This is a genomic window from Mariprofundus sp. NF, assembly GCF_013387455.1.
Lineage (GTDB): Bacteria > Pseudomonadota > Zetaproteobacteria > Mariprofundales > Mariprofundaceae > Mariprofundus.
The window spans coordinates 91,840-112,459 of the sequence record NZ_VWNC01000005.1 but is presented as its reverse complement, the minus strand read 5'-3'; the positions used below and the strand labels follow the sequence as shown (position 1 = coordinate 112,459).

General features: G+C 50.2%; 23 protein-coding genes. 6 read left to right on the top strand and 17 right to left on the bottom strand.

Annotated elements, in window-relative coordinates; all coding sequences use genetic code 11:
- Positions 1–10 precede the first annotated feature (10 nt).
- The 5 genes from gorA (at position 11) to F3F96_RS08655 (ending at position 4,752) form a co-directional block, all read left to right on the top strand.
- The gene (gene gorA / locus F3F96_RS08675; protein WP_176962868.1) at positions 11–1,360 is read left to right on the top strand and encodes a glutathione-disulfide reductase; all 1,350 of its coding nucleotides are present in this window, start codon (positions 11–13) and stop codon (positions 1,358–1,360) included.
- A 1-nt stretch (position 1,361) separates the two neighbouring features.
- Complete coding sequence (locus tag F3F96_RS08670) at positions 1,362–2,591, top strand: sodium:proton antiporter (protein ID WP_176962867.1); 1,230 nt, start codon at positions 1,362–1,364, stop codon at positions 2,589–2,591.
- 29 nt (positions 2,592–2,620) lie between these two features.
- On the top strand, positions 2,621–3,235 hold the full coding sequence (locus F3F96_RS08665) for a glutaredoxin domain-containing protein (RefSeq protein WP_176962866.1): 615 nt from the start codon (positions 2,621–2,623) through the stop codon (positions 3,233–3,235).
- Positions 3,236–3,358: 123 nt separating this feature from the next.
- Positions 3,359–4,315: a hydrolase gene (locus F3F96_RS08660; RefSeq protein ID WP_176962865.1), complete on the top strand. Its 957-nt coding sequence runs from the start codon at positions 3,359–3,361 to the stop codon at positions 4,313–4,315.
- 35 nt (positions 4,316–4,350) lie between these two features.
- A complete protein-coding gene (locus F3F96_RS08655) occupies positions 4,351–4,752 on the top strand; it encodes a thioesterase family protein (protein ID WP_176962864.1) in 402 nt (133 codons plus the stop codon).
- 42 nt (positions 4,753–4,794) lie between these two features.
- Here F3F96_RS08655 and F3F96_RS08650 read toward each other — a convergent pair whose 3' ends face one another.
- From F3F96_RS08650 to F3F96_RS08630, 5 genes are all read right to left on the bottom strand, one after another.
- Entirely contained in the window at positions 4,795–5,103 is a 309-nt protein-coding gene (locus F3F96_RS08650) for a hypothetical protein (protein WP_176962863.1), read from the bottom strand.
- Positions 5,104–5,118: 15 nt separating this feature from the next.
- Positions 5,119–5,517, bottom strand: a complete 399-nt coding sequence (locus tag F3F96_RS08645; protein ID WP_176962862.1) for a hypothetical protein — start codon at positions 5,515–5,517, stop codon at positions 5,119–5,121.
- Between the two features lie 3 nt (positions 5,518–5,520).
- The gene (locus F3F96_RS08640) at positions 5,521–7,119 is read right to left on the bottom strand and encodes a CRTAC1 family protein (RefSeq protein WP_176962861.1); all 1,599 of its coding nucleotides are present in this window, start codon (positions 7,117–7,119) and stop codon (positions 5,521–5,523) included.
- Positions 7,120–7,123: 4 nt separating this feature from the next.
- Entirely contained in the window at positions 7,124–7,783 is a 660-nt protein-coding gene (locus F3F96_RS08635; protein ID WP_176962860.1) for a DUF6796 family protein, read from the bottom strand.
- A gap of 95 nt (positions 7,784–7,878) precedes the next feature.
- Positions 7,879–8,433 (bottom strand): sigma-70 family RNA polymerase sigma factor, encoded by a 555-nt coding sequence (locus F3F96_RS08630; protein WP_176962859.1) that lies wholly within the window; start codon positions 8,431–8,433, stop codon positions 7,879–7,881.
- A 176-nt stretch (positions 8,434–8,609) separates the two neighbouring features.
- On the opposite strand from F3F96_RS08630, the gene F3F96_RS08625 reads away from it, so the two are divergent.
- A complete protein-coding gene (locus tag F3F96_RS08625) occupies positions 8,610–9,512 on the top strand; it encodes an AraC family transcriptional regulator (protein ID WP_176962858.1) in 903 nt (300 codons plus the stop codon).
- A 6-nt stretch (positions 9,513–9,518) separates the two neighbouring features.
- Here the strand turns inward: F3F96_RS08625 and F3F96_RS08620 are convergent, their stop codons facing one another.
- The 12 genes from F3F96_RS08620 to F3F96_RS08565 form a co-directional block, all read right to left on the bottom strand.
- Positions 9,519–10,694, bottom strand: coding sequence for an alpha/beta hydrolase (locus F3F96_RS08620; protein ID WP_206675305.1), 1,176 nt, complete (start codon positions 10,692–10,694; stop codon positions 9,519–9,521).
- 293 nt (positions 10,695–10,987) lie between these two features.
- Positions 10,988–11,680 carry a cytochrome c1 gene (locus F3F96_RS08615; RefSeq protein WP_176962856.1) on the bottom strand — a complete coding sequence of 231 codons (693 nt, stop codon included), beginning with the start codon at positions 11,678–11,680 and terminating at the stop codon, positions 10,988–10,990.
- A 1-nt stretch (position 11,681) separates the two neighbouring features.
- Complete coding sequence (locus F3F96_RS08610) at positions 11,682–12,884, bottom strand: cytochrome b/b6 (RefSeq protein ID WP_176962946.1); 1,203 nt, start codon at positions 12,882–12,884, stop codon at positions 11,682–11,684.
- Positions 12,885–12,916: 32 nt separating this feature from the next.
- Positions 12,917–13,516 (bottom strand): ubiquinol-cytochrome c reductase iron-sulfur subunit, encoded by a 600-nt coding sequence (gene petA / locus F3F96_RS08605; protein WP_176962855.1) that lies wholly within the window; start codon positions 13,514–13,516, stop codon positions 12,917–12,919.
- A gap of 197 nt (positions 13,517–13,713) precedes the next feature.
- Positions 13,714–14,382: a ribulose-phosphate 3-epimerase gene (rpe, locus tag F3F96_RS08600; RefSeq protein WP_176962854.1), complete on the bottom strand. Its 669-nt coding sequence runs from the start codon at positions 14,380–14,382 to the stop codon at positions 13,714–13,716.
- Between the two features lie 132 nt (positions 14,383–14,514).
- Positions 14,515–15,252, bottom strand: coding sequence for a DUF1573 domain-containing protein (locus F3F96_RS08595; RefSeq protein WP_176962853.1), 738 nt, complete (start codon positions 15,250–15,252; stop codon positions 14,515–14,517).
- Complete coding sequence (locus tag F3F96_RS08590) at positions 15,249–15,476, bottom strand: succinate dehydrogenase assembly factor 2 (protein ID WP_176962852.1); 228 nt, start codon at positions 15,474–15,476, stop codon at positions 15,249–15,251. The genes F3F96_RS08595 and F3F96_RS08590 overlap by 4 nt, the downstream gene beginning before the upstream one ends.
- 10 nt (positions 15,477–15,486) lie before the next feature.
- Positions 15,487–16,197, bottom strand: coding sequence for a succinate dehydrogenase iron-sulfur subunit (locus tag F3F96_RS08585; RefSeq protein ID WP_176962851.1), 711 nt, complete (start codon positions 16,195–16,197; stop codon positions 15,487–15,489).
- 107 nt (positions 16,198–16,304) lie between these two features.
- Positions 16,305–18,101 carry a succinate dehydrogenase flavoprotein subunit gene (sdhA, locus tag F3F96_RS08580; protein ID WP_176962850.1) on the bottom strand — a complete coding sequence of 599 codons (1,797 nt, stop codon included), beginning with the start codon at positions 18,099–18,101 and terminating at the stop codon, positions 16,305–16,307.
- Positions 18,102–18,258: 157 nt separating this feature from the next.
- A complete protein-coding gene (gene sdhD / locus F3F96_RS08575) occupies positions 18,259–18,618 on the bottom strand; it encodes a succinate dehydrogenase, hydrophobic membrane anchor protein (RefSeq protein ID WP_176962849.1) in 360 nt (119 codons plus the stop codon).
- Positions 18,615–19,004 (bottom strand): succinate dehydrogenase, cytochrome b556 subunit, encoded by a 390-nt coding sequence (gene sdhC, locus F3F96_RS08570; RefSeq protein ID WP_176962848.1) that lies wholly within the window; start codon positions 19,002–19,004, stop codon positions 18,615–18,617. The genes sdhD and sdhC overlap by 4 nt, the downstream gene beginning before the upstream one ends.
- A gap of 51 nt (positions 19,005–19,055) precedes the next feature.
- A complete protein-coding gene (locus tag F3F96_RS08565; RefSeq protein WP_176962847.1) occupies positions 19,056–20,606 on the bottom strand; it encodes an NAD(P)H-hydrate dehydratase in 1,551 nt (516 codons plus the stop codon).
- Positions 20,607–20,620 lie beyond the last annotated feature (14 nt).

Genomic DNA, 20,620 nt, shown 5'->3' with positions numbered 1-20,620 from the left:
CGGAGAACACATGAATTCAGATTACGATTATATAGTGATTGGTGGCGGCAGTGGTGGTGTAGCCACCGCCAGACGTGCGGCTGAATATGGCGCAAAGGTCCTGCTGGTTGAATCCAGTCGCCTTGGTGGCACTTGCGTGAATGTCGGCTGTGTGCCGAAAAAGGTGATGTGGAATGCAGCGGATATCCATCACCATCTGGAGCAGGCTGAAGGTTATGGGTTTGCTGTAGGAGAGCGGCAATTTAACTGGTCTAAGTTGAAGCAGCGCCGTGATGCCTATGTGAAAAATCTCAATGAGGTTTACGGGCGCCTGCTTGATAGCAGCAGTGTCGATGTGGCGTATGGGTTTGCCAGCTTTATTAATGACAAAACGATAGAGGTCGAAGGTCTCCAATACCGTGCTGAGCATATCGTTATTGCCACCGGCGGTTATCCCACCATCCCGGACATCACCGGAGCAGAGCTGGGTATCAGCTCCGATGGTTTCTTTGCACTGGAAGAGAGGCCTGAACGTGTTGCCATTGTCGGCAGTGGCTATATCGCAGTAGAGATTGCCTGCATGTTCAATGCACTGGGCTCAGAAGTGACCATGTTGTTGCGCAAACAGCAGCTGCTACGCCCCTTCGATGTGAGCGTGCGCGAGGCTTTGACAGAACATATGCTCGAGAGCGGCATCAATATTATCCCCAACACACAGATCTCTTCGGCGCGCCAACTTGCCGATGGCTGCATCGAGATTCAGTGCAATAATCATGAAACAATCCTGCATGTTGATGCGCTGCTCTGGGCAATCGGACGCCGCCCTGCCACGGACAAACTCAACCTTCATGCCGCCGGTATCGAAGTGAATGCAAACGGGACGATTCCCACCGACGCGTTTCAGAATACGAATCAATCGGGCATCTATGCCATTGGTGATATTACCGGACGGGCACAACTCACCCCTGTAGCAGTCGCTGCCGGACGCAAGCTGGCAGCGCGACTGTTTGATAACCATGCCGACAGCAAACAGGACTATGATGATATCCCCACCGTAGTATTCAGCCACCCACCTATTGCCACGATAGGCAAAACTGAGGATGAGGCGCGTGAGCTGCATGGCGATGCGGTAAAAATTTATCAGACACGGTTTACACCGATGTACTACGCATTTGCTGAAGAGAAGCCGAAAACCACCATGAAACTGATCTGTCTGGGCCGCGAGGAAAAAGTGATCGGCTGTCATATGATTGGTATGCATGTGGATGAAATGCTGCAGGGCTTTGCCGTGGCTATCAAAATGGGTGCAACCAAGCAGGATTTTGATCGCGCTGTTGCCATCCACCCCACCAGTTCTGAAGAGCTGGTTACAATGCGGTAATATGGACGGCGCTCACCTTTTTGATCCTGCTACAGCTGTACTGCTGGGCTGTCTGTTTCTATTGATGCTGGCCTTCCTTCGTCACTACACACAGAAGACACCCCTGCCCTATGAAGCGTGGATCATTCTGGTGGGTATCGTTTATGCGCAAATTCAGCCGCATCTGGCGCTACTGCCACCGGTCGGATTCCAGCCTGAGGTGATCATGCTGATGATTCTACCGCTGCTTATTTTTGCTGAGGGGCGCTCTGTACATATTCAGAGTCTGTTACAGGTTGCCTATCCTGTAGCATATCTTGCTGTTGCTGGCGTCCTGTTTGTTGCTGCTACGATCGGTTTTTCAATCGCCTGGTTGATGGGTATTGAGCCGATTCACGGACTGCTGCTCGGTGCAGCTCTGGCGGCAACTGATCCTTCGGCTGCAGGTGTGGTGTTACGCCGCTTCTCGATTCCTGAGAAACTACTGATGACTATTGAAGGCGAGTCGCTGTTTAATGATGGCGTTGCCATTGTCCTGTTCACGACAATCGCTGGCCTTGTCCTGTTTGAACAGCAGGTAACATTTACTTCTGTTGCGCTGGACACACTCTGGATCGTACTGGCTGCTGCACCAATTGGCTGGCTACTGGGATGGGTCACGGCCAAAGTGGTTGTCATCTGGTCTGTGCGCAATGAGTTCACCGGATTGACCCTTACTATTGTTTTGGCTTACGGCACATTCCTGCTGGCAGAACATCTGCTGCATATCTCCGGCATTATTGCGGTTCTCTTTGCTGCCCTGGCATTTGTGCGCGGCAGGTACACCAAATGTGAAGAGATGAAGCGGGATGGTAACGATGCTTTTCAGTCATTCTGGGCCTACATCGCAACACTGGCTGGCAGCACTGTCTTTTTCATGCTCGGTGTTGCGATAGGTGAACACACCTTTGTTCTCAGCTGGGCTATTCCGGGCATCGTTCTGATTGTGCTTCTCTCAAGGGTTGCGCTGATCTATGCCAGCCCATGGTTCGTCTCCTCCTGCAGACGCTGGCCTATGGCCTGGCGGCATGTGCTGACACTGGGCGGCTTACGTGGTGCCATTCCAGCAGCGCTCGTGCTGACCATCCCCGCTGAATATGCCTATCGGGAGGATTTTCTCTGTCTGGTCTTTGTGGTGGTGACGACAACACTGTTTATCCAGCCACTTCTACTGAAAACCTACCTGAAAAGGGCTCCGATTGAGTCTGACTGAACTGCTATGACTTGCACAAAGGAGAAGATATGCAACAACAACCGATAGTCGTCACTGTATTTCGCTGGGCCGGTGCATGGGGGCCATTCAAGGTGACCATCCCCTGTGGTGAATGCTCTCTGACCAAAGACGTAATCCATGACACCATCGAGAAGGAACTGGCGGGAATCCCGGTAGAGCTGGAGCTGCGGGAGTGGCTTACAGAGTGGTGGCGGCCTCTGTTCAAGGGTGGCTGGCATGCTCCCATCGTAATTGTGAACAATAAGGTAATCAGCCAGGGCGCGGCGTTAAATCGCGGTGTTCTGACTCAGGCAGTCATTGAAGCCTATGCGGGCAGAGAGCCGATCAGCGGAACCCACCTTTTCGGCAAAAAAACGTGCCCACACTGTGTGCGCGCTAAGGGATACCTTGAGAAAGCCAAGATTGATTACACCTATCATGACGTCGTTGAAAGCCCGCGCGGCCTGTATGAGATGCTTGCCAGAGTCAAACCGATCGTTGGCGCTAAAACTCCGATTACAGTTCCCCAGATTTGGGTTGATGGAGACCATATCGGCGGCGCAGATCAACTTAGTGAAATTATTCATAACACGGTAGAGCCCAATATGGATCGCGGCCAGTGTTCAATCTCTCCCCAACGCTAGCTGATGTTGTTTGAGATTCAGATGACTCCAATATATCTACCGAAACGTCTTAGCGATGACCTTCTCTATCGCAGCTTAAGTGTCGTTAACGGCTAACCATGTATTTTTTACCACACATCAGTAATGCCAATCATCCAGAGTAAATTCAAGCCTGCCTGGTGGCTAAGGAGTGGTCATGCCCAGACGCTCTGGCCCAAGCTGTTCCGCCTCAAACCAAAAATGGAGATGGCGTGGCAACGCGTGGAACTCATCGATGGTGATTTTATTGATCTGGTCTGGTCGGGTCCAAAAGAGGGGCGAACAGTACTGCTGCTGCACGGCCTTGAGGGCAACATCAACTCTCCATATATCCTCGGGTTGATGCATGAGCTTGAGTTACGCGGCTACCGCTCCTGCCTGATGCATTTCCGTGGCTGCAGTGGTGAGCCCAACCGTCTCTCTGAAAGCTATCACAGTGGCAAAACTGCTGATCCGCAGCAAATTCTCTGGTATCTGAAAGAGCATATGGATATAGATCTGTATGCTGCTATTGGTGTCTCACTCGGTGGCAATGTACTGCTTAAATGGCTGGGTGAACAAGGTTGTGCAAGCTCACTGAAAAGAGCAGCAGTGATGTCCGTCCCATTCAGCCTCGGGCATGCTGCTGAACGCATGAACAGAGGCTTCTCACGTTTCTATCAGTGGCATCTGATCCGCTCCTTGCAAAAGGGTTACAAAAATAAATTTGCACGCATCCCCTCCCCCTTATCTGTCGATGTTGATGGACTCGACAGTTTCAGGCTATTTGATGATCAAGTCACAGCCCCACTCAACGGATTTAAAGGGGCGGATGATTATTATACGCAGGTCAGCAGTCGCCAGTTCATTCCGGATATCTGCGTACCTACTCTGATTCTTCATGCCGTTGATGATCCCTTCATGTTTCCATACTCGGTTCCTCATGAAGATGAACTGCCGGAGAATGTCTGGCTGGAACTTGTTGAGCATGGTGGCCACGCAGGTTTTATTAGTGGTGTTATGCCAGGTCAGGAGAAATACTGGGGTGAACAACGTTTGGTGGAATGGATCGATAGTGTCTGAAAACAGTAGAACTATGCCAAAAGAGAGGTGCTACCATGACACATATCAGTGAAATCCATATCCGCTTTGGTGATATTGATGCCATGGGCCACGTGAACAACAGTATCTACCTGCAATATTTTGAGCAGGCTCGTATGCTCTGGTTCAAAGAGATGATCGGTTCAGATTGGAACTGGACTACCGACGGCATTGTTCTCGCCCACTGCGAGATCGACTATAAACAACCACTCTATCTGCATGACCGGGCTGTGATCGAAACCTCGATAGAACAGCAAGGAAGGGCAAGTTTCACCGTGGGCTACCGTATCATCAAAACAGAAGATGACAGAGAGCTACTGGTCGCCACGGGAAACACCGTGCTCGTGTGTTTTGACCATCAATCTCAAAAGGCAAAATCTATTCCAAAAGAGTGGCGAAAAAGGATGAGTGCCACCTAGATGTATAAATTAAGCCGAGCGGTTTGAAGCAGGTTTACCGACCTAAATCACCTCTTTACTGACTGCGTCAGAGTCAGTGATGTCGGTTCCGGGTCTGGTCTGGCGCAGCGCGGAACTGATAATGGTAATTCGATCTCCGATTTTATTCTCCAGCCAGAAGAACATCTTGTTAAACCAGTTTACACGTACACGCAAAAACTGAAGTCCCCGTCTAGCACGCGGGCTTGTGCAAATGAGTGCCGTCAAACTTGCCGCAATTATCAGTGTTCCTCCGGGAATCGGAGTAAGCATGGAAACAAGCCCAAGCAGCAACGTAACAGTGGCTATGACGGCAATGATAGTTTTTACCATGTGGTGCTCCTGTTATCACGTGACCTGTGCAGATTTCTGAGTCCACTTGAACAGACCAAAAATCAAAATACAGAGAGCCAGGGACACATAGCAGAGAGGCAGCCAACCAAATCCTATAGGGCAGGCATGTCCGTTGATGATCTCCAGCGCAGTGCCTGAGAGTGCAATCAGGAATGTGATAGCCCATCCGCTCAGGAAAACAGGCGTCGAGATGTGTTTTACCGGGATGGAAAGCAGCAAGGCCAGGAACATCAGGCCGTAACCAATGGTTACAATATAGCAGATCGGTAAACCGACTATGTTCGGGCAGCTTTCTGCACCCGTTATCTGCAGATAAGAGACCTTCACGACACCGCTTAACCCTATGGCGACAAAGCACCATAGGGCTAAGCGTTTTACATATGTCGTATTCAAAATTTAGAAACGAACCAGTGTATTATCAAATGAACCGTTTTTGCTTACCACTTTGCCATTGAGATAGGATACATTGATCTCCGAGACCTTCTCATCACGCAAACCAAAAATGATGATTCGCGAGCTATCTGAGCAGAGCCCCTCGCCGGAAACATAGGGGCGACTCAGTGTACGACCATCCGTAAGCTTGACGGTAACCGTGGCGCCAATTGAGCCCACCGTATGAGGCAACTCCACCTTCAGATAGTTGCCTTTTCCGGCATGGCTGAGAAATAGTTTGGAATCGCCATTGAGGTTGGCATGCACAATGTCAGGGCGACCATCACCATTGAAGTCTGCAGTCAGCGGTGAAATCGAATAGGTCTGGTTGATCACGCCCGCCTCTTTTTCTGCCGGAGCAAATTCACCATTGGCTTTTTGCAACAGCAGGCGCCCGTTCAAGCGAAGGAATGGCACTTTATGAGGCGGCAAGCCGATATAGTTCTCAGAAACGAGCAGGTCTTCCATGCCATCAAGATTGAGATCTTCAAACACGCCGCCCCATGAGAACTCATAGTCAGCGATCTTGACCTTGGCGGCGACATCTTCAAATTTAAAGCCGCCTCTGTTTTGAAACAACATCCATTTCCAGTTACTCACCTGCTCATCAGTGAGGTCACCACGAATCATGAAATTAGGTGGCGTTGAGCCAACATTGGAGAAGAAGAAGTCAACCAGCCCATCGTTACCCAGATCGGTGATACCCAGACCCATCGGATAGCTGAATTCATTCGTATTAGGGTTGCTTACCCGCTCAAACTTCATGCCACCCAGGTTTCGCCAGGTCACAACGTGGCCTGTGTCATGGGCAACAATCAAATCCTCTTTGCCATCGCGATCAATGTCGATGAAGGCCGACTGAAAGGTGTTATGTTTATAAGTGAGCCCTGCCTGATCGGTCATGTCGGTAAAGGTGTTGTCACCGTTATTGATAAACAGTCGGCTTGAGCCACCGTACCCTTCACGAAACAGGTTCTGACCTTCAACCAGATCATGACGAATATAACCTGCAACATACATATCAAAGGCACCGTCACGATTCAGGTCAGCAATAGCGATAGAGAGCGGCACGGTGCCATCAGGCATGGCTGCATTAAGCTTGGTTGAAGTGAATGAACCCTGATTGTTCTGATGTAGCCAGATACCGTCCTGGCGCGCCACGAGAAGATCCTGACTACCATCACCGTTCACATCCAGAACGACACTTCCATAACTGGCAGCATTGCCTTTGGTAAGACCGGCAGCGCCCTCTATGGCGACCAGCTGATTATTTTTAAACTTGAAGAGCCCGTCCGGGTTATTTTGTCCACCACCTAAAAACAGCTCTTCGATGCCATCGCCATCAATATCAATGATGGCCGATGCCAGAAAAGGCAGGCTGACTGTAAAGTCGTTACCCTGATTGAAAGCAATGGCTGATGCCGTAAAGGTTGGCACCTCAACACCGGTCAGATCAACATCATAATCATCCTGTCTGTCCATCATGGATTTACCTGTCAGCATGGCCATAATGAGGATCACCAAAGCTACAACAGTAAGCAAAAGCCTTTTTAATATACGCATATCTCTACCCCTTGATACTTTTAGAATAAAAAATTGAGAACACAAACAGCACCGCAAATGCAACATTCAGTGCAATAGGCATCAGGTAGATGCCAACAGCCGGTGCAACAGCCCAGATAGCAAAGCTGACCAGAATAAGCAGAATAGGATTAAGCCCTGCTACCCAGCGCGGATAATGGCTACGTCCGGAGAACACCAGCCAGACAAAGATCACTGAAAATCCCAATACAGCAAGGCGTGTTATCTGCAGCAGGTTTTCGTAACGCAACTCATAGGCTGCAATCAGAGATGAAACGCTTGAGACATCACTGAAATTGATAAGCCCGCTTACGCTCGAACGGGAGCCGATCCAGACTGCACCGATGATGATGCCATACGACATAATGGCAAATGCAATACGTGATGCCATGCGATTGGCCGGTTCCAACATCTTCATGATGTGCCAGAAGCCAATAATATATAGCGGAGCGGCAAGCACGCCTATGAAATGACCGACGGATGCTCTCCCTGCATCAATGCCCTGCATGAATGCATAACCACCAGCCTCACCAAAGCGCCCCAAGGGATCAAAATGCAGCAGGAACTCTCCTGCGCCCACAAGAACAGCAGCGATCAGTCCAATCACTCCGGCAATAACAAGTTGTTGTCTATTATCAATTCCCATCTTCTCTCCTTAATAAAACAGATGAGTCGGGCAGAGGCCTGATAGCTTACAAAAGAATATATCCAGAACTCCCCTTATCACTTTTGTCTGGTCTCTCACGTAAGCCAGTGAGTTTCCAACCCCTCTTTCAATGCAGTTCTGGCGCGATGAAACAGCACATAAGCATGCCCTGATGTAATTTCATGAATCTGACAAATCGATGTAGTATCGTGATGACCCAGTTCCCGTTGAAGGAACAGCTCCTTCTGCATTGCAGGCAGTCGATTAATACAGAAGAGCAGCACCTCACTTAGCTGCCGATTATGGAGTTGTAATTCAGGGCAGTTTTGCCGTTCAGGGAGATGCTGCAGCCAGTAGTTATTATCACTGTTATTATCAAGGACTGTTTCAACTTCGATCTCACGCATCAAATCCCTCTGGCGAATCAGGTAGCGAATATGATCATTAATCTTATGCTTAAGAATGCCGACCAACCATGTGCGCAAAGCTGACCTTCCATCAAATGTCAGCCTGTTTTTCCATGCTGCCAAATAAGTTTCCTGAACAAGATCTAAGGCAGCCTCTTCATCGAACAGTCGTGATATCGCAAAACCAAACAGATAATCCCTATGTTCTGTTACACATGATTGAAAGTTACTCTCTGTGACCACAAATCATCCCCTTATTGAATCCTAGGCCTCGGGATTATTGAAACTTATGGCATTAATATTCAATACCCTTAAACATAATATGGTCGAATGGACTCTTTTATAGTCCGATCAGCTAAACTCAGATAATCATAAACTCATGATGTTTCTCATATGGAAGCGATGATGTAATCTACGGTATGGATATTATTTCGGATGTTTTGCACACGCTTCGTTTTACGGGCAATGTCTTTATGCGTGCCAATATGGCTGGCGAATGGGGTGTCCATTATCAGGCTATAGACCTGCCAGTCTTTCACTATCTGATGCGTGGAACAGCATGGATCGCTACCGAGAATCAGAAATCATTCACTAAGCTTGAAGCCGGTGATGTTATCTTTCTGCCTTCTGGAACAGGCCATTTTATTGCCAGCTCCCCGGAGTCTGAGTGTACAAAAATGACCATTGTGCCCGATGAGACCTGCATGCCGACAGAGATCTCTGATGCCGATGCAGAGCAGCAGGTTCTATGCGGTGTTTTCCTCACCAAGGATGATTTCCAGCACCCGCTATTCACATCGCTACCTGAATTAATGCACGTTAAATTCTCCAGCATCCATAGCTCAGAAGCATTTCATCCACATGTTGCTCACCTTATCCACACAGCGATTAGCAACGGATATGGTGGCACGGATATTTTAATCGACCGACTCTACGAAATACTGTTCATCCAACTTCTGCAACAATATTTCAGCGGCAACAGACATGTAGACAGCTTTTACAATGCCCCGGCTATGACTCGGGTAGGCGATATCTTAAAAGAGATCCACCTCAATCCCGGCAAAGCGTGGACACTGGATGAGATGGCTGAAGGCGCTTACATGTCCCGCTCTGCATTCACTGCCAATTTCCGTAAATGCGTGGGTATGTCTCCGATGACATATCTCACCATGTGGCGGATGAACAAAGCCCGCTCACTGATCCGTAATACCGGCCTGTCATACAGGGCCATTGCCAAAAAGGTGGGTTACAGAACACAGATGGGCTTGAACAAAGCTTTTAAACAGCAGTTCGGTTACTCCCCCAAGGAGCTACGCAAGTAGTTAGCCTTACTCTCTGTTGTTAGGGTAGTCAGCAGGCATCTCCCAGAAGTTGTCCTCTTTATGAATCAGTGGTCTGTTTTTGCTTCCTGGTTTACTGCTGTCGCGCAGCACACGGATCAAATCTGAACTGGCTGATGGGCTATCAAGAAAATAGGCGTGACTGATAAAACTTCCAACATCGAGTACATTGATAAAACTGACATTTTTAACCGAGGCAAATATCTGCCTTTCAGTGTCGCTGAAATTCTTCGATTCCAGTTTGCCCAGACGCAGTCCTGTCATAAGCGATTCTGAAATATTCAGAGCATTGTCGGTTTGGGCGGTATATATGGTGATTTGACCGATGGCAGGGCCAAACTTTTCAGCCATCAAGCGCTGGCGCATGACACCGAAATCAAGATCAGGCGCAGCCAATATCAGGTTTTTGATGCGCAGGTCCTCTAACGGCCTTTTACCCGCAGCCCGGCTCTCGATCATAAGCTCTCTTAATGCCGTTGTAGTGACATCTGTGCCTCGGCTGTGTGCGATAATGTGGATGTTCTCTATCTCATTGATTGATGCCAGGAGTTTAAGCATCTTCTTCAGATGAAATACCGTAAATTCACCAGACTCCCGATCAACGAAATAACCAAACAGGCCACCATGTGCTGCCGGCCATGTGTAGAGCAGTGGCACCCCTTGCCTGCCACTGAAATGCCATATCTCTGCCAGACTGGCGGCTGCATCATCGAAAGAGTTATTGAAGCCGTGGATAAAGATAACCACATCTTTACGCTGCGTAAGGCTCAGACGTCGGGCTATCTCTTGTTTAAATTGGGCTGCAGTTTTTTTAAACGCCGCCTCTACATCCGGATTGGTTACAGGCCTGCCAGCCACTATGGAGAATGCATGTGGGGTTTCAGGAAACCTGCCCTGTTCGATGCGCTTGCTTACGCTTAATTCATGCGAGCTACTTCTGGATGCAGACTGACTATCTTTTACAAGTTGATCCCAGCTAACATCATCTCCGATATCAACTGTGGCCGAACCAAAAGCGACTGATGCAGAGCGACCACTGCCATATTCAAGCTGCCTCTTTTCAGGATCTGGCAGACGATCTGTCACATAGAGCAGGTCAATGCGGGAGCTCTTATGCTCCACCGTAATGTCAGCGTCGGGATATCCTTTTTCCCCACTGTACATGTTTGGTGTAGGCATCAGTACAGGAGCTGAGGCACAGCCACTTAGGAATAAGATAGAGATGGATATCAATGTTTTATGGTTGAACATACTCCCTCCTCCACCACTGATTAGGATCATTATAATTAGACCGGAGTTATAGTGAAAAGCTTACACTAAAATGAACAACATTAATTCCAGCTCAGCAACATCTGCTCACTCAAGGTAGGAATCGACAATAAAATACGAAACAGCTGACAACAAAAAAGGCCCGCCATAATGGCGGGCCTCTCTATTTTGCGACTGAACTATTCAGATCAGTGTTTGATATCTTTCCAGACTTCTACTTTCAGACGCCAGAGAACCAGAGTCAGAAGCAGCAGGAAGCCCATCACCCAGCAACCAATAGCGCGGCGGGTGTTCTGATGCGGATCACCGATGAAAGCCAGGAATGCAGCCACATCTTCAGCCTGCTGTTTCAGCTCAGCAGTCTCATCTTCATCATGATCCAGCCATGAAAGTGGATCCGGCATGGCGATACGGTTACCCGGGAACACCTTGTTCCAGTTACCATCAGGAACCTTACCTTCAGGATCATGCTCATAACCGATCAGCAGTGAATAGACATAGTCAGCACCACCACGACGGCCAGGAACAATCAGAGACAGATCAGGCGGAGCCTTACCATAGGAAACCACTGCATCTTCAATCGACAGATCAGAGATCATGCCGCTCATCAGTGATTTCTCACCACGCAGTTCATCCACCGCTTCACGGCTCAGGCCGATTTCAGGATAAGCCATCAGACCACGGTAGGTGATGTACTTAGCTGAGTGACAACCCATACAGACGTCAGTGAATACAGTCAGACCACGACGGATCTGCTCCTGATCACTTACATCAACATTGGCATGCTCAAGGTGAGCACCGCCACCACTGGCCACTGCCTGAGATGAGAAACCCATTACCATTGCAGCAACCGCTGCCATCACGAATTTAGTCATCTTCATGTTAAATCCCCTCCGGCACTGGTTTCGTCTTCTCGAATTTCGGCAGCAACGGCAGCGCGAAGAAGAAGAGGAAGTAGTATGCAGTTGCAATCTGACCTACAACTTTAAGTGTTGCAGTTGGTGCAGAGTGACCACAGTAACCCAGTACAATCACATCGATGAAGAACATAATCACCATGATCTTGTAGACCGGACGATAACGTGCCGAACGCACTGCTGATCTGCAGAGGAATGGCAACACGAACAGAATCGCAAGTGAACCACCCATCGCAGCAACACCCAAGAGCTTGCTCTCAAACGAACGCAGGATCGTGTACCAAGGCGTCAGGTACCAGACCGGCGCAATATGAGCAGGCGTCTGCAGGTTGTTCGCAGGTACATAGTTATCCACTTCAATGAAGTAACCACTCATCTGAGGGTTGAAGAATACGATGTAGCAGTAGAAGAGCAGGAAGAAAGCAACGCCGAACGCATCCTTAAGTGTGTAATAAGGATGGAAAGGAATCATCTCTTCAGGCTTGTGCAGATCGATACCTTCAGGGTTGTTGGAGTGAACCACATGCAGTGCATGGATATGGCCACCAACAATCGCTGCCAGCAGCAGTGGGAACAGATAATGCAGTGAGAAGAAGCGGTTCAGCGTTGGATCACCAACTGCAAAACCACCGACCAGAACCTGGCCGATATACTCACCCAATACCGGAATCGCACCGAACAGGTTGGTAATCACGGTAGCACCCCAGAAGGACATCTGCCCCCAAGGCAGCAGATAACCGAAGAATGCAGCACCCTGCATAATCAGCAGAATCACAACACCAATAATCCACAGCAGCTCACGCGGAGCTTTAAATGAACCGTAGTACATGCCGCGGCCGATATGCATATAGACCACAACAAAGAACATTGAAGCACCAACCGCATGCATGTAGCGGATCAGCCAGCCGAAGTTCACATCTCGCATGATGCGTTCCACCGAATCGAAGGCGACGGTGAATCCACCGAATGTCGCTTCTGCTGATGGCTTGTAATACATCACAAGGAAAATACCGGTCAGAATCTGCAGCACCAGCACCAGCAGTGCCAGGGAACCGAAGTTCCACATGTAGTTGAGATTCTTTGGAGCCGGATATTCAGTCAACTGAGACTTAATAATCGCCCCAGCATCAGTTCGCTTGTCAATCCAGGCGAACAGGTCTGTTTTCATAATTTTATCTAACACTTTACCTCCCCCCTGAATTAACCGATCACTACTGTAGTGTCGGTTTTATATTGGTATGGCATCACGTGCAAATTGTGCGGTGCAGGTGAACCATTAATAACGCGTGCTGAAATGTCATAGTAAGAGCCATGACATGGGCAATGCCATCCGCCAGCCCAATCGTCAGGAACAGAATCGCCCCACTCTTTACGGCCTTCAGATGGTTTAAACAACGGAATACAACCAAGATGGGTGCAACTTGCCACCACAATCAAGTATTCAGGTTTAATCGCACGATATTTTCGTTTTTCCGGTGTATCCATCCACTCCTGCTGAACTTCAGCAATGGCTTCAGAATTTACATCCTTCAGCTTGTCGTCGTGGCCATCCACCTGTTTGAGCAGTTCCGGTGTACGATGCACTACAAAAACCGGTTTACCCTGCCACTGAATAGTGACCAGCTGACCGGCTTCGACTGTAGAAACATCAAACTCTGTTTTAGATGCGGCTAGTGTATCCGCAGCCGGCAACATACTGCCGATAAACGGAACAACTGTAGCGCCTGCAGCAACAGCCCCTAAACCACCCGCAGCAACGTAAAGAAAATTACGGCGCGACTGATTTGCTTGATCTGTCATAGACTCTCCTCCCCTCGTACATTTTCAGACTAAATCTAAAGGATGCATGACTATCAGCGAGAATAGTGACGGTCAACCTTTAATGAACGTGAAACCTTACTCCATTCACTGGCGCACTTCAAAAGAAAAAACCCGCCAGCCATGAGGCTGACGGGTTATGATTATCTGAATTAACCCTACTAAAAAACGGGCTAATCTTATGCGTTATCGGCCAGATCTCTGATCTCTTTGATTGCCTTGGCATAATCATCCGTGTTGTAAACTGCAGAACCGGCTACTACCGCATCTGCACCCGCGCCACCCACTTCAGCCGCAGTCTTCACATTGACACCACCATCAACTTCCAGCCATGCATCAGAACCGGCATCATCAAGCATCTTACGTGCTTCACGAATCTTGTCGGTTACCGCATGGATATAAGACTGACCGCCGTAACCCGGGTTCACACTCATCAGCAGCACCAGATCAACGCAGTGCAGTACATTCTTAATGGTAGATACCGGTGTGCCTGGATTCAGACTGACACCTGCTTTCTTACCATACGAGCGAATCAGCTGCAGCGTGCGCTCAAGGTGAATGCATGCTTCCTGATGCACAGTGATGATATCAGCACCGGCATTGGCAAAGGCTTCAACCTGTGTATCGGGATGATTCACCATCAGATGCACATCAATCGGTTTATCGGTATAGCTGCGGATCGCCTTGCAGATGTTATCGCCAATGGTAATCGGCGGCACAAATGAACCATCCATAACATCGAAATGAATCCAGTCAGCGCCCGCTTTATCAACAGCAGCGATCTCGTCACCCAGTCGTGCAAAGTCTGCCGACAGAATGGACGGTGCAATTACAGTACTTTTTTTCATGGAAAGGCTCCCCTAGTTAACGAATCCGGCTTTTTTCATCCTGCGACAGCACAGGCAGGTCAGAGGATGAAAAAAGCCAAATTCTGTTTATTCCCAATTTTTCTGAGAGACCGCAAAATAGCGATTTTTGCCTTATTCGTCCAGCGTGGATAACCATCGGCTCAGTGCTGATATCTGCTCATCAGTGAGCGGTCCACCTACATTTTTGGCAAAGCCGGGCATATGATGAGAACCTGTGCCGTTGGCAATCAGGGCGGAGAAGGCATTCACGTCACCAATATGAGCCAGAGCCGGAGCCACCCCACCTTTGCCACCTTCACCATGGCACATGGCACAGACTGCGCCATAGATATCACGGCCAGCCATCTTTCCTTTGGCAGGCTCAAAATGGCAGGTCGCACACTTGCCATCAAAAATCGAACGCGTTGTCCCCGCCATATGCGGATTCGGACGTATGGTAAAATTAATCCAGGCCTTGCTGGTTTTGCCATCGCCATCGGTCAACATCACCCACTTCTTAATAGCGTCCTGTTTGGCAAAGGTGTCCACCTTCACACTTATGCGTGTAAAACCACCCGGCATCAGCAGTGAATCTTCAGGTTTAACCTCCGTACAGCCACAGGAGGCCTGCAGATCGGCAATCTGCTGCATACTATTGCCGGAGTTGCGCACACGCAGGTAAGCCACCACATCATCGCCCTCTTTCAGGGTGCCCAAATCAACAACTGCAGGTTCAAACACCAGCAGAGAGGCATGCTCCTCCTGTGAAAGCAGTGGTGGCGCTTCACTTGCCGGCTTAACTTGCATCGGCTCTGAGCAGCCATTGATCAGTAAAACAATCACCATCGATAAAAAGAATCGAACCATCATCTGCACAACCACTTCTCCAGCACCTTAGGAACTTCAGTTTCACCTGTCATCATCATCTGCAACTCAGGCGCCTCGCATTGTAATAACAATTCAATGGCTGAGACCACCCCTGTATCCTGCATATCGGCATCAAGCAGCGGCGATAACCATGCGTCCAGCTCCAGCATACCCTGCCGGTTCAAGCGATAGCGCATACGACGGATAAGAATTTCCGGCTCAGTCATAGATTATAAATCAGGATTTACGGGCAATCAGTTTGCGTTTGATATGATTGATCGCCGCGGTTGGATTGAGCTCTTTCGGGCACGCTTCCATGCAGTTCATAATCTGATGGCAGCGATAGAGACGGAATGCATCCTCCACCTGATCAAGACGCGCACCGGTCGCCTCATCACGTGAATCAACAATCCAGCGGTTGGCATGCAGCAGTGCAGCAGGGCCGAGAAAACGGTCGCCATTCCACCACCACGACGGGCATGAGGTGGTGCAGCAGCCACAGAGAACACACTCGTAGGAGCCATCGAGCCTGGCCCGATCCTCCGGTGACTGCAGCCGCTCATGCTCAGGCACCGGTGTAATGGTCTGCAGCCACGGTTGAATCTGGCGGTACTGATCAAAAAAGTGATCCATATCGACAACCAGATCACGAATGACATGCATGCTCGGCAGAGGCCGCACATGAATCGGCTGCTTCAGCCCTGCAATCGGTGTAATACAGGCTAAGCCGTTCACACCATTGATATTCAAACCATCAGAACCACAGATACCTTCACCACAGGAGCGGCGATAGGTCAGTGTGCCATCGAGCTCCCACTTAATATAATTAAGTGCATCCAGCAGTTTCATGCCGCTGTTAAGCACAGGCACTTCAAACGCCTGCATCACCGGTTTGCCACCCTTTTCAGGGTCGTAACGGAATATGGAGAGTCTGATCATCTCACTCATAACCTCCTCCCCTCCGCCCACGGATGGGCGGCTTTAGTAAGCATGGCAAAACCACGCTTTTGGCATGCGTCAAAAGACCGAAGGCACGATGCTCTGAGGCCGTTCAATTAATACACCCTCTTTTTGGGCGGGAACGTTTCAACACTCATCGGTTGTGTACGCACAGGTTTGTAATCCAGCTTCACCCCGTCATCTCCGATGTAAGCCAGCGTATGCTTCTGCCAGAGCGCATCATCACGATCCGGGTAATCATCACGGGCATGTGCTCCGCGCGACTCGGTGCGTGCCAGTGCCCCGGCAGCGGTGGCGCGGGCGAGCCCCATAAGATTCTCCAGCTCCAGCGCCTCAACCAGTTCGGTGTTAAACAGACGGCAGTTATCATCAATACGGGCATTGGCCACCTCAGCAGCGAGCGCCTCGATCTGCTCAACCCCTTCGCGCATCACATCCTCTGTGCGATAAACACTGAAATGATCCTGCATAATCGACTGCATACGACTGCGCAGCTCTGAAATGCGCATGCCCGTTGTCTGACCGGTAGATGCAAACCATTTCTCCACCCGATTAAAACCATCCTTCCAGCAGTCGCTATCAAGCGGAGGGTGGTAACGCTGCTGCTTAAGAAATTCGATTACCCGCTCGCCACAGGCGTAACCGAAGACAACAATCTCCAGCAGTGAATTACCACCCAGTCGATTGGCGCCGTGTACCGAGACACATGCTGCTTCACCGATCGCATAGAGGCCGGGGAACACCCTGGCTTTGTCATCACCATCACTATAGACCACTTCGGTATGAAGATTGGTCGGCACTCCGCCCATGGTATAGTGCATGGTTGGCTGCACCGGAATCGGCTCTTTGGTGCAGTCCACGCCCGCGAAACGCAGTGCCAGTTCATGAATGTTGGGCAGGCGCTGCATAATCAACTCTTCACCCAGATGATCGAGCTTGAGCAGCACATGATCTTTGTTCGGACCACAGCCACGTCCGGCGCGAATCTCCAGCGCAATAGCACGGGAGACCACATCACGACTGGCCAGATCTTTGGCTGTAGGCGCATAGCGTTCCATAAAGCGCTCACCCTCAGCGTTGAGCAGATAACCACCTTCACCACGTACACCCTCAGTAATCAGCGGCCCGACATCGGCAATGCCGGTAGGATGAAACTGGAAAAACTCCATATCCTCAACAGGCAGTCCCGCATCAAGCACCAGTGCGCCGCCATCACCGGTACAGATATGGGCATTGGTTGTTGTTTTGAACACACGCCCTGCCCCGCCGGTTGCCAGAATCACCGCTTTAGCCTGGAACATGTGATAGCTGCCAGAACCGATATCCCACGCCATCACGCCGTGACAGCCATCTGCATCGGTGATCAGATCAAGGGCGAAGAACTCCTCATAAAAATGGGTGCCGGCGCGCAGATTCTGCTGATAGAGGGTATGCAGAATAGCGTGGCCTGTTCGATCTGCTGCTGCACAGGTGCGCAACGCCTGACCACCCTCACCGAATTCACGCGACTGGCCACCAAAGGCACGCTGATAGATCGTACCGTTATCAAGCCTCGAGAAAGCCACACCCTGATGCTCCAGTTCACGCACAATGCGTGGCGCAGCCCGACACATATATTCAATGGCATCCTGATCACCCAGGTAATCCGATCCTTTAACCGTATCATACATATGCCAGTGCCAGTGGTCAGAGAGCACATTACCAAGGGAGGCATTAATGCCACCCTGTGCAGCCACGGTATGCGAACGGGTCGGCAGCACCTTGGTGACAATAGCCACGCGGTAACCCGCATCGGCCAGTTGCAGCGCACAGCGCATACCGGCTCCGCCGGAGCCGATGATCACAACATCATGGAAATGGTTAGTCACCTTATCGGTCGAGAGGTAAGTCATGCGAACGTCTCCAAATATCTATTCAGGGTGTTTGGATTTTGTTCGCAATCAAGGCGCAAGGAGCGCAGAAGCGGAGCGTATTGTTTAATACGGGAGCATTCGAGCACCGCAGCAACGCAGAGTGCGGACAAAAGACGAATGCCATGGGTAGATATTTTCATGCCCAGGCCCAAATAATAGCCAACCACCAGATACCAAAACCGCTCATCATCACCAGCATCGCGCCAATCAGAGGAATGCGCCAGAATATGCGATGAATATAATCCTCAAGAATCACCTTCAGACCTGCATAGGCGTGAATAATCAGTGCCAGAATAAGAATCGTATGCAGAACTCTGGAGTAGATATGATCGACAATATCAAGCAGTGACTGCTGATTAAGTGAGCCACCATAGACTGAGACAAGCAGGAAAAATGGCAGTGGCAGAAGCAGAAGCAGCACAACGGCAGAGAGTCGCTGCCAGTACCAGTCGGAGAGACCGCTGTGAGCTGAACCCGGCTCTTTCACCGTTCTCATAACAGCACCAGCAGCAGTAGTGCAGCAGCGACAGCTGCAGTGGCTATCACAGCCATGGCTGTATTGCGCAGTCCGGCGCGGCTCTCAAACCAGCCTGTATCGATACAGAGAAAACGAATGCCATTGATAAAGTGGTAGATCAGCGCCACACCCATTAGCCAGAGAAAGAGTTTACCCCAACCCGAATGCAGCCAGAGCAGTGTGTTATCAAACTGTTCTGTGCTGCCGGTCATGCCACGCAACAGCCAGAGGTAGATCGGCACAAACAGCACCAGTGCCACTCCACTGGCGCGGTGGGCAAGACTGGCGATCATGGTCGGATGCCAGCGGTAGATACTCAGACGTGGAGATAGTGGTCGTTCTTCTTTTTTCAGTTGATGCTGCATCTACAAAACCTTGAGATCACAGATATTGGACACCATCACTTCTCCCTGCCATCACCCCTTTTCAAGTTTCTGGCGCATGTCAGAGACAAGCTTAGCCAGTTCACCGGCAAGATACCATCCCCCCTTCGCCCCCGCCTTGGCATGCAGGGCCACTGTCGATGAGATCAATTCAGCCAATGTAGCGCCGTCACCTTTGCGGCGAGCAAGCTGGGCGCCGATCATACCGGCAAGCACATCTCCGGAACCGGCCACAGCAAGGTGCGGCGAACCGAACGGATTGAGATAGATATCGCGCTGTGGTGATGCAACCAGCGTTTCAGATCCTTTCAATACAACCCAGCAGTTATAACGGCCAACCAGACGCAACACGGCCTGTTTACGGTCATCCTGAACCCCACCGACGTCTACCCCAAGCAAGCGTGCCGCCTCACCCGGATGCGGTGTTATCACTGTTAAAGCCGAACGCGTCGCAACCTTCTCCTGCAGAGCAGGGTTCACAGCGATAATATTCAGGGCATCGGCATCAATAACCATCGGCTTATCAGATGCAAGCAGCGATTCCAGTAGTGCATCCCTCTCCAGCCCCCAACCGGGCCCAACTACAATAGCGTCAGCCCTCTGCCACGCGGTGGAGGATTCAGGGTGTGCCATCACCTCCAGGTTGGCAGATGCAACAATGGACCACACCTCATCCGGGCAAGCGATGCTGGCCAGACCGGCACCAGCGGCATAGGCCCCAAGTCCTGCCAGTTGCGGTGCACCGGTGTATCCGACTGAACCACCAAATACACAGACATGACCGAAAAATCCTTTATGGGAAAGACGCGGCCTTGGTGGCCAGGCTGCCCTAAGATACTCTTTATTAATCAGACAGGTGCTGTTGACGCAGAAGCAGTTGTTATCATCCTCACAATCACAGGATGCATGCCAGCAGGATTGAATGATCTCATCACTGATACCGATATCTGCAGCATCAAGCAGAAGGCCGGTATAATCACGTCCCTCAGCAAGCCAGTGCCCCCATTTGGAGGCAGCAAGAGGCAGGGTAATCGTGGCATTGACTGCCGCGCCAAGCAGAGCGCCTGTATCTGCACAGATACCACTGGCGATATCAATGCTGATAACAGGACGATCACAACTGTTAATTCTAACTACCGTCTCCGCCATCAAACCTTCCAGCGGGCGGCAGAGACCGGTGCCAAACATCGCATCGATAATCATTACCGCACGACTAAGCCAGCGCTCCACCTCACAAATATCATCAACGGATGTCGCTTCCCTGATTTTAACACCGGTCTTAATAGCCAGCTCCACATGCGCCTTGCTATCCCCGACGATTGAATCGACAGGAACCAGTGAGACGACGGTAACCTGAATACGGTACTTACGCAGATGATGGGCGGCGGCAAAACCATCACCGCCATTATTGCCAGGCCCGGCAAGGATCAGAACTCGGCCGTAATCGGGCATATTTTTCAGCGCAACACCGGCAACAGCACGGCCGGCACGATCCATCAGATCAAAACCTGAAATGCCTGATTCTATCGCTATCTCATCCGCCCTGCGCATCTGGGCGGCAGTTAAAATCCGGGTAATACTCATTCACACCCCTGCGT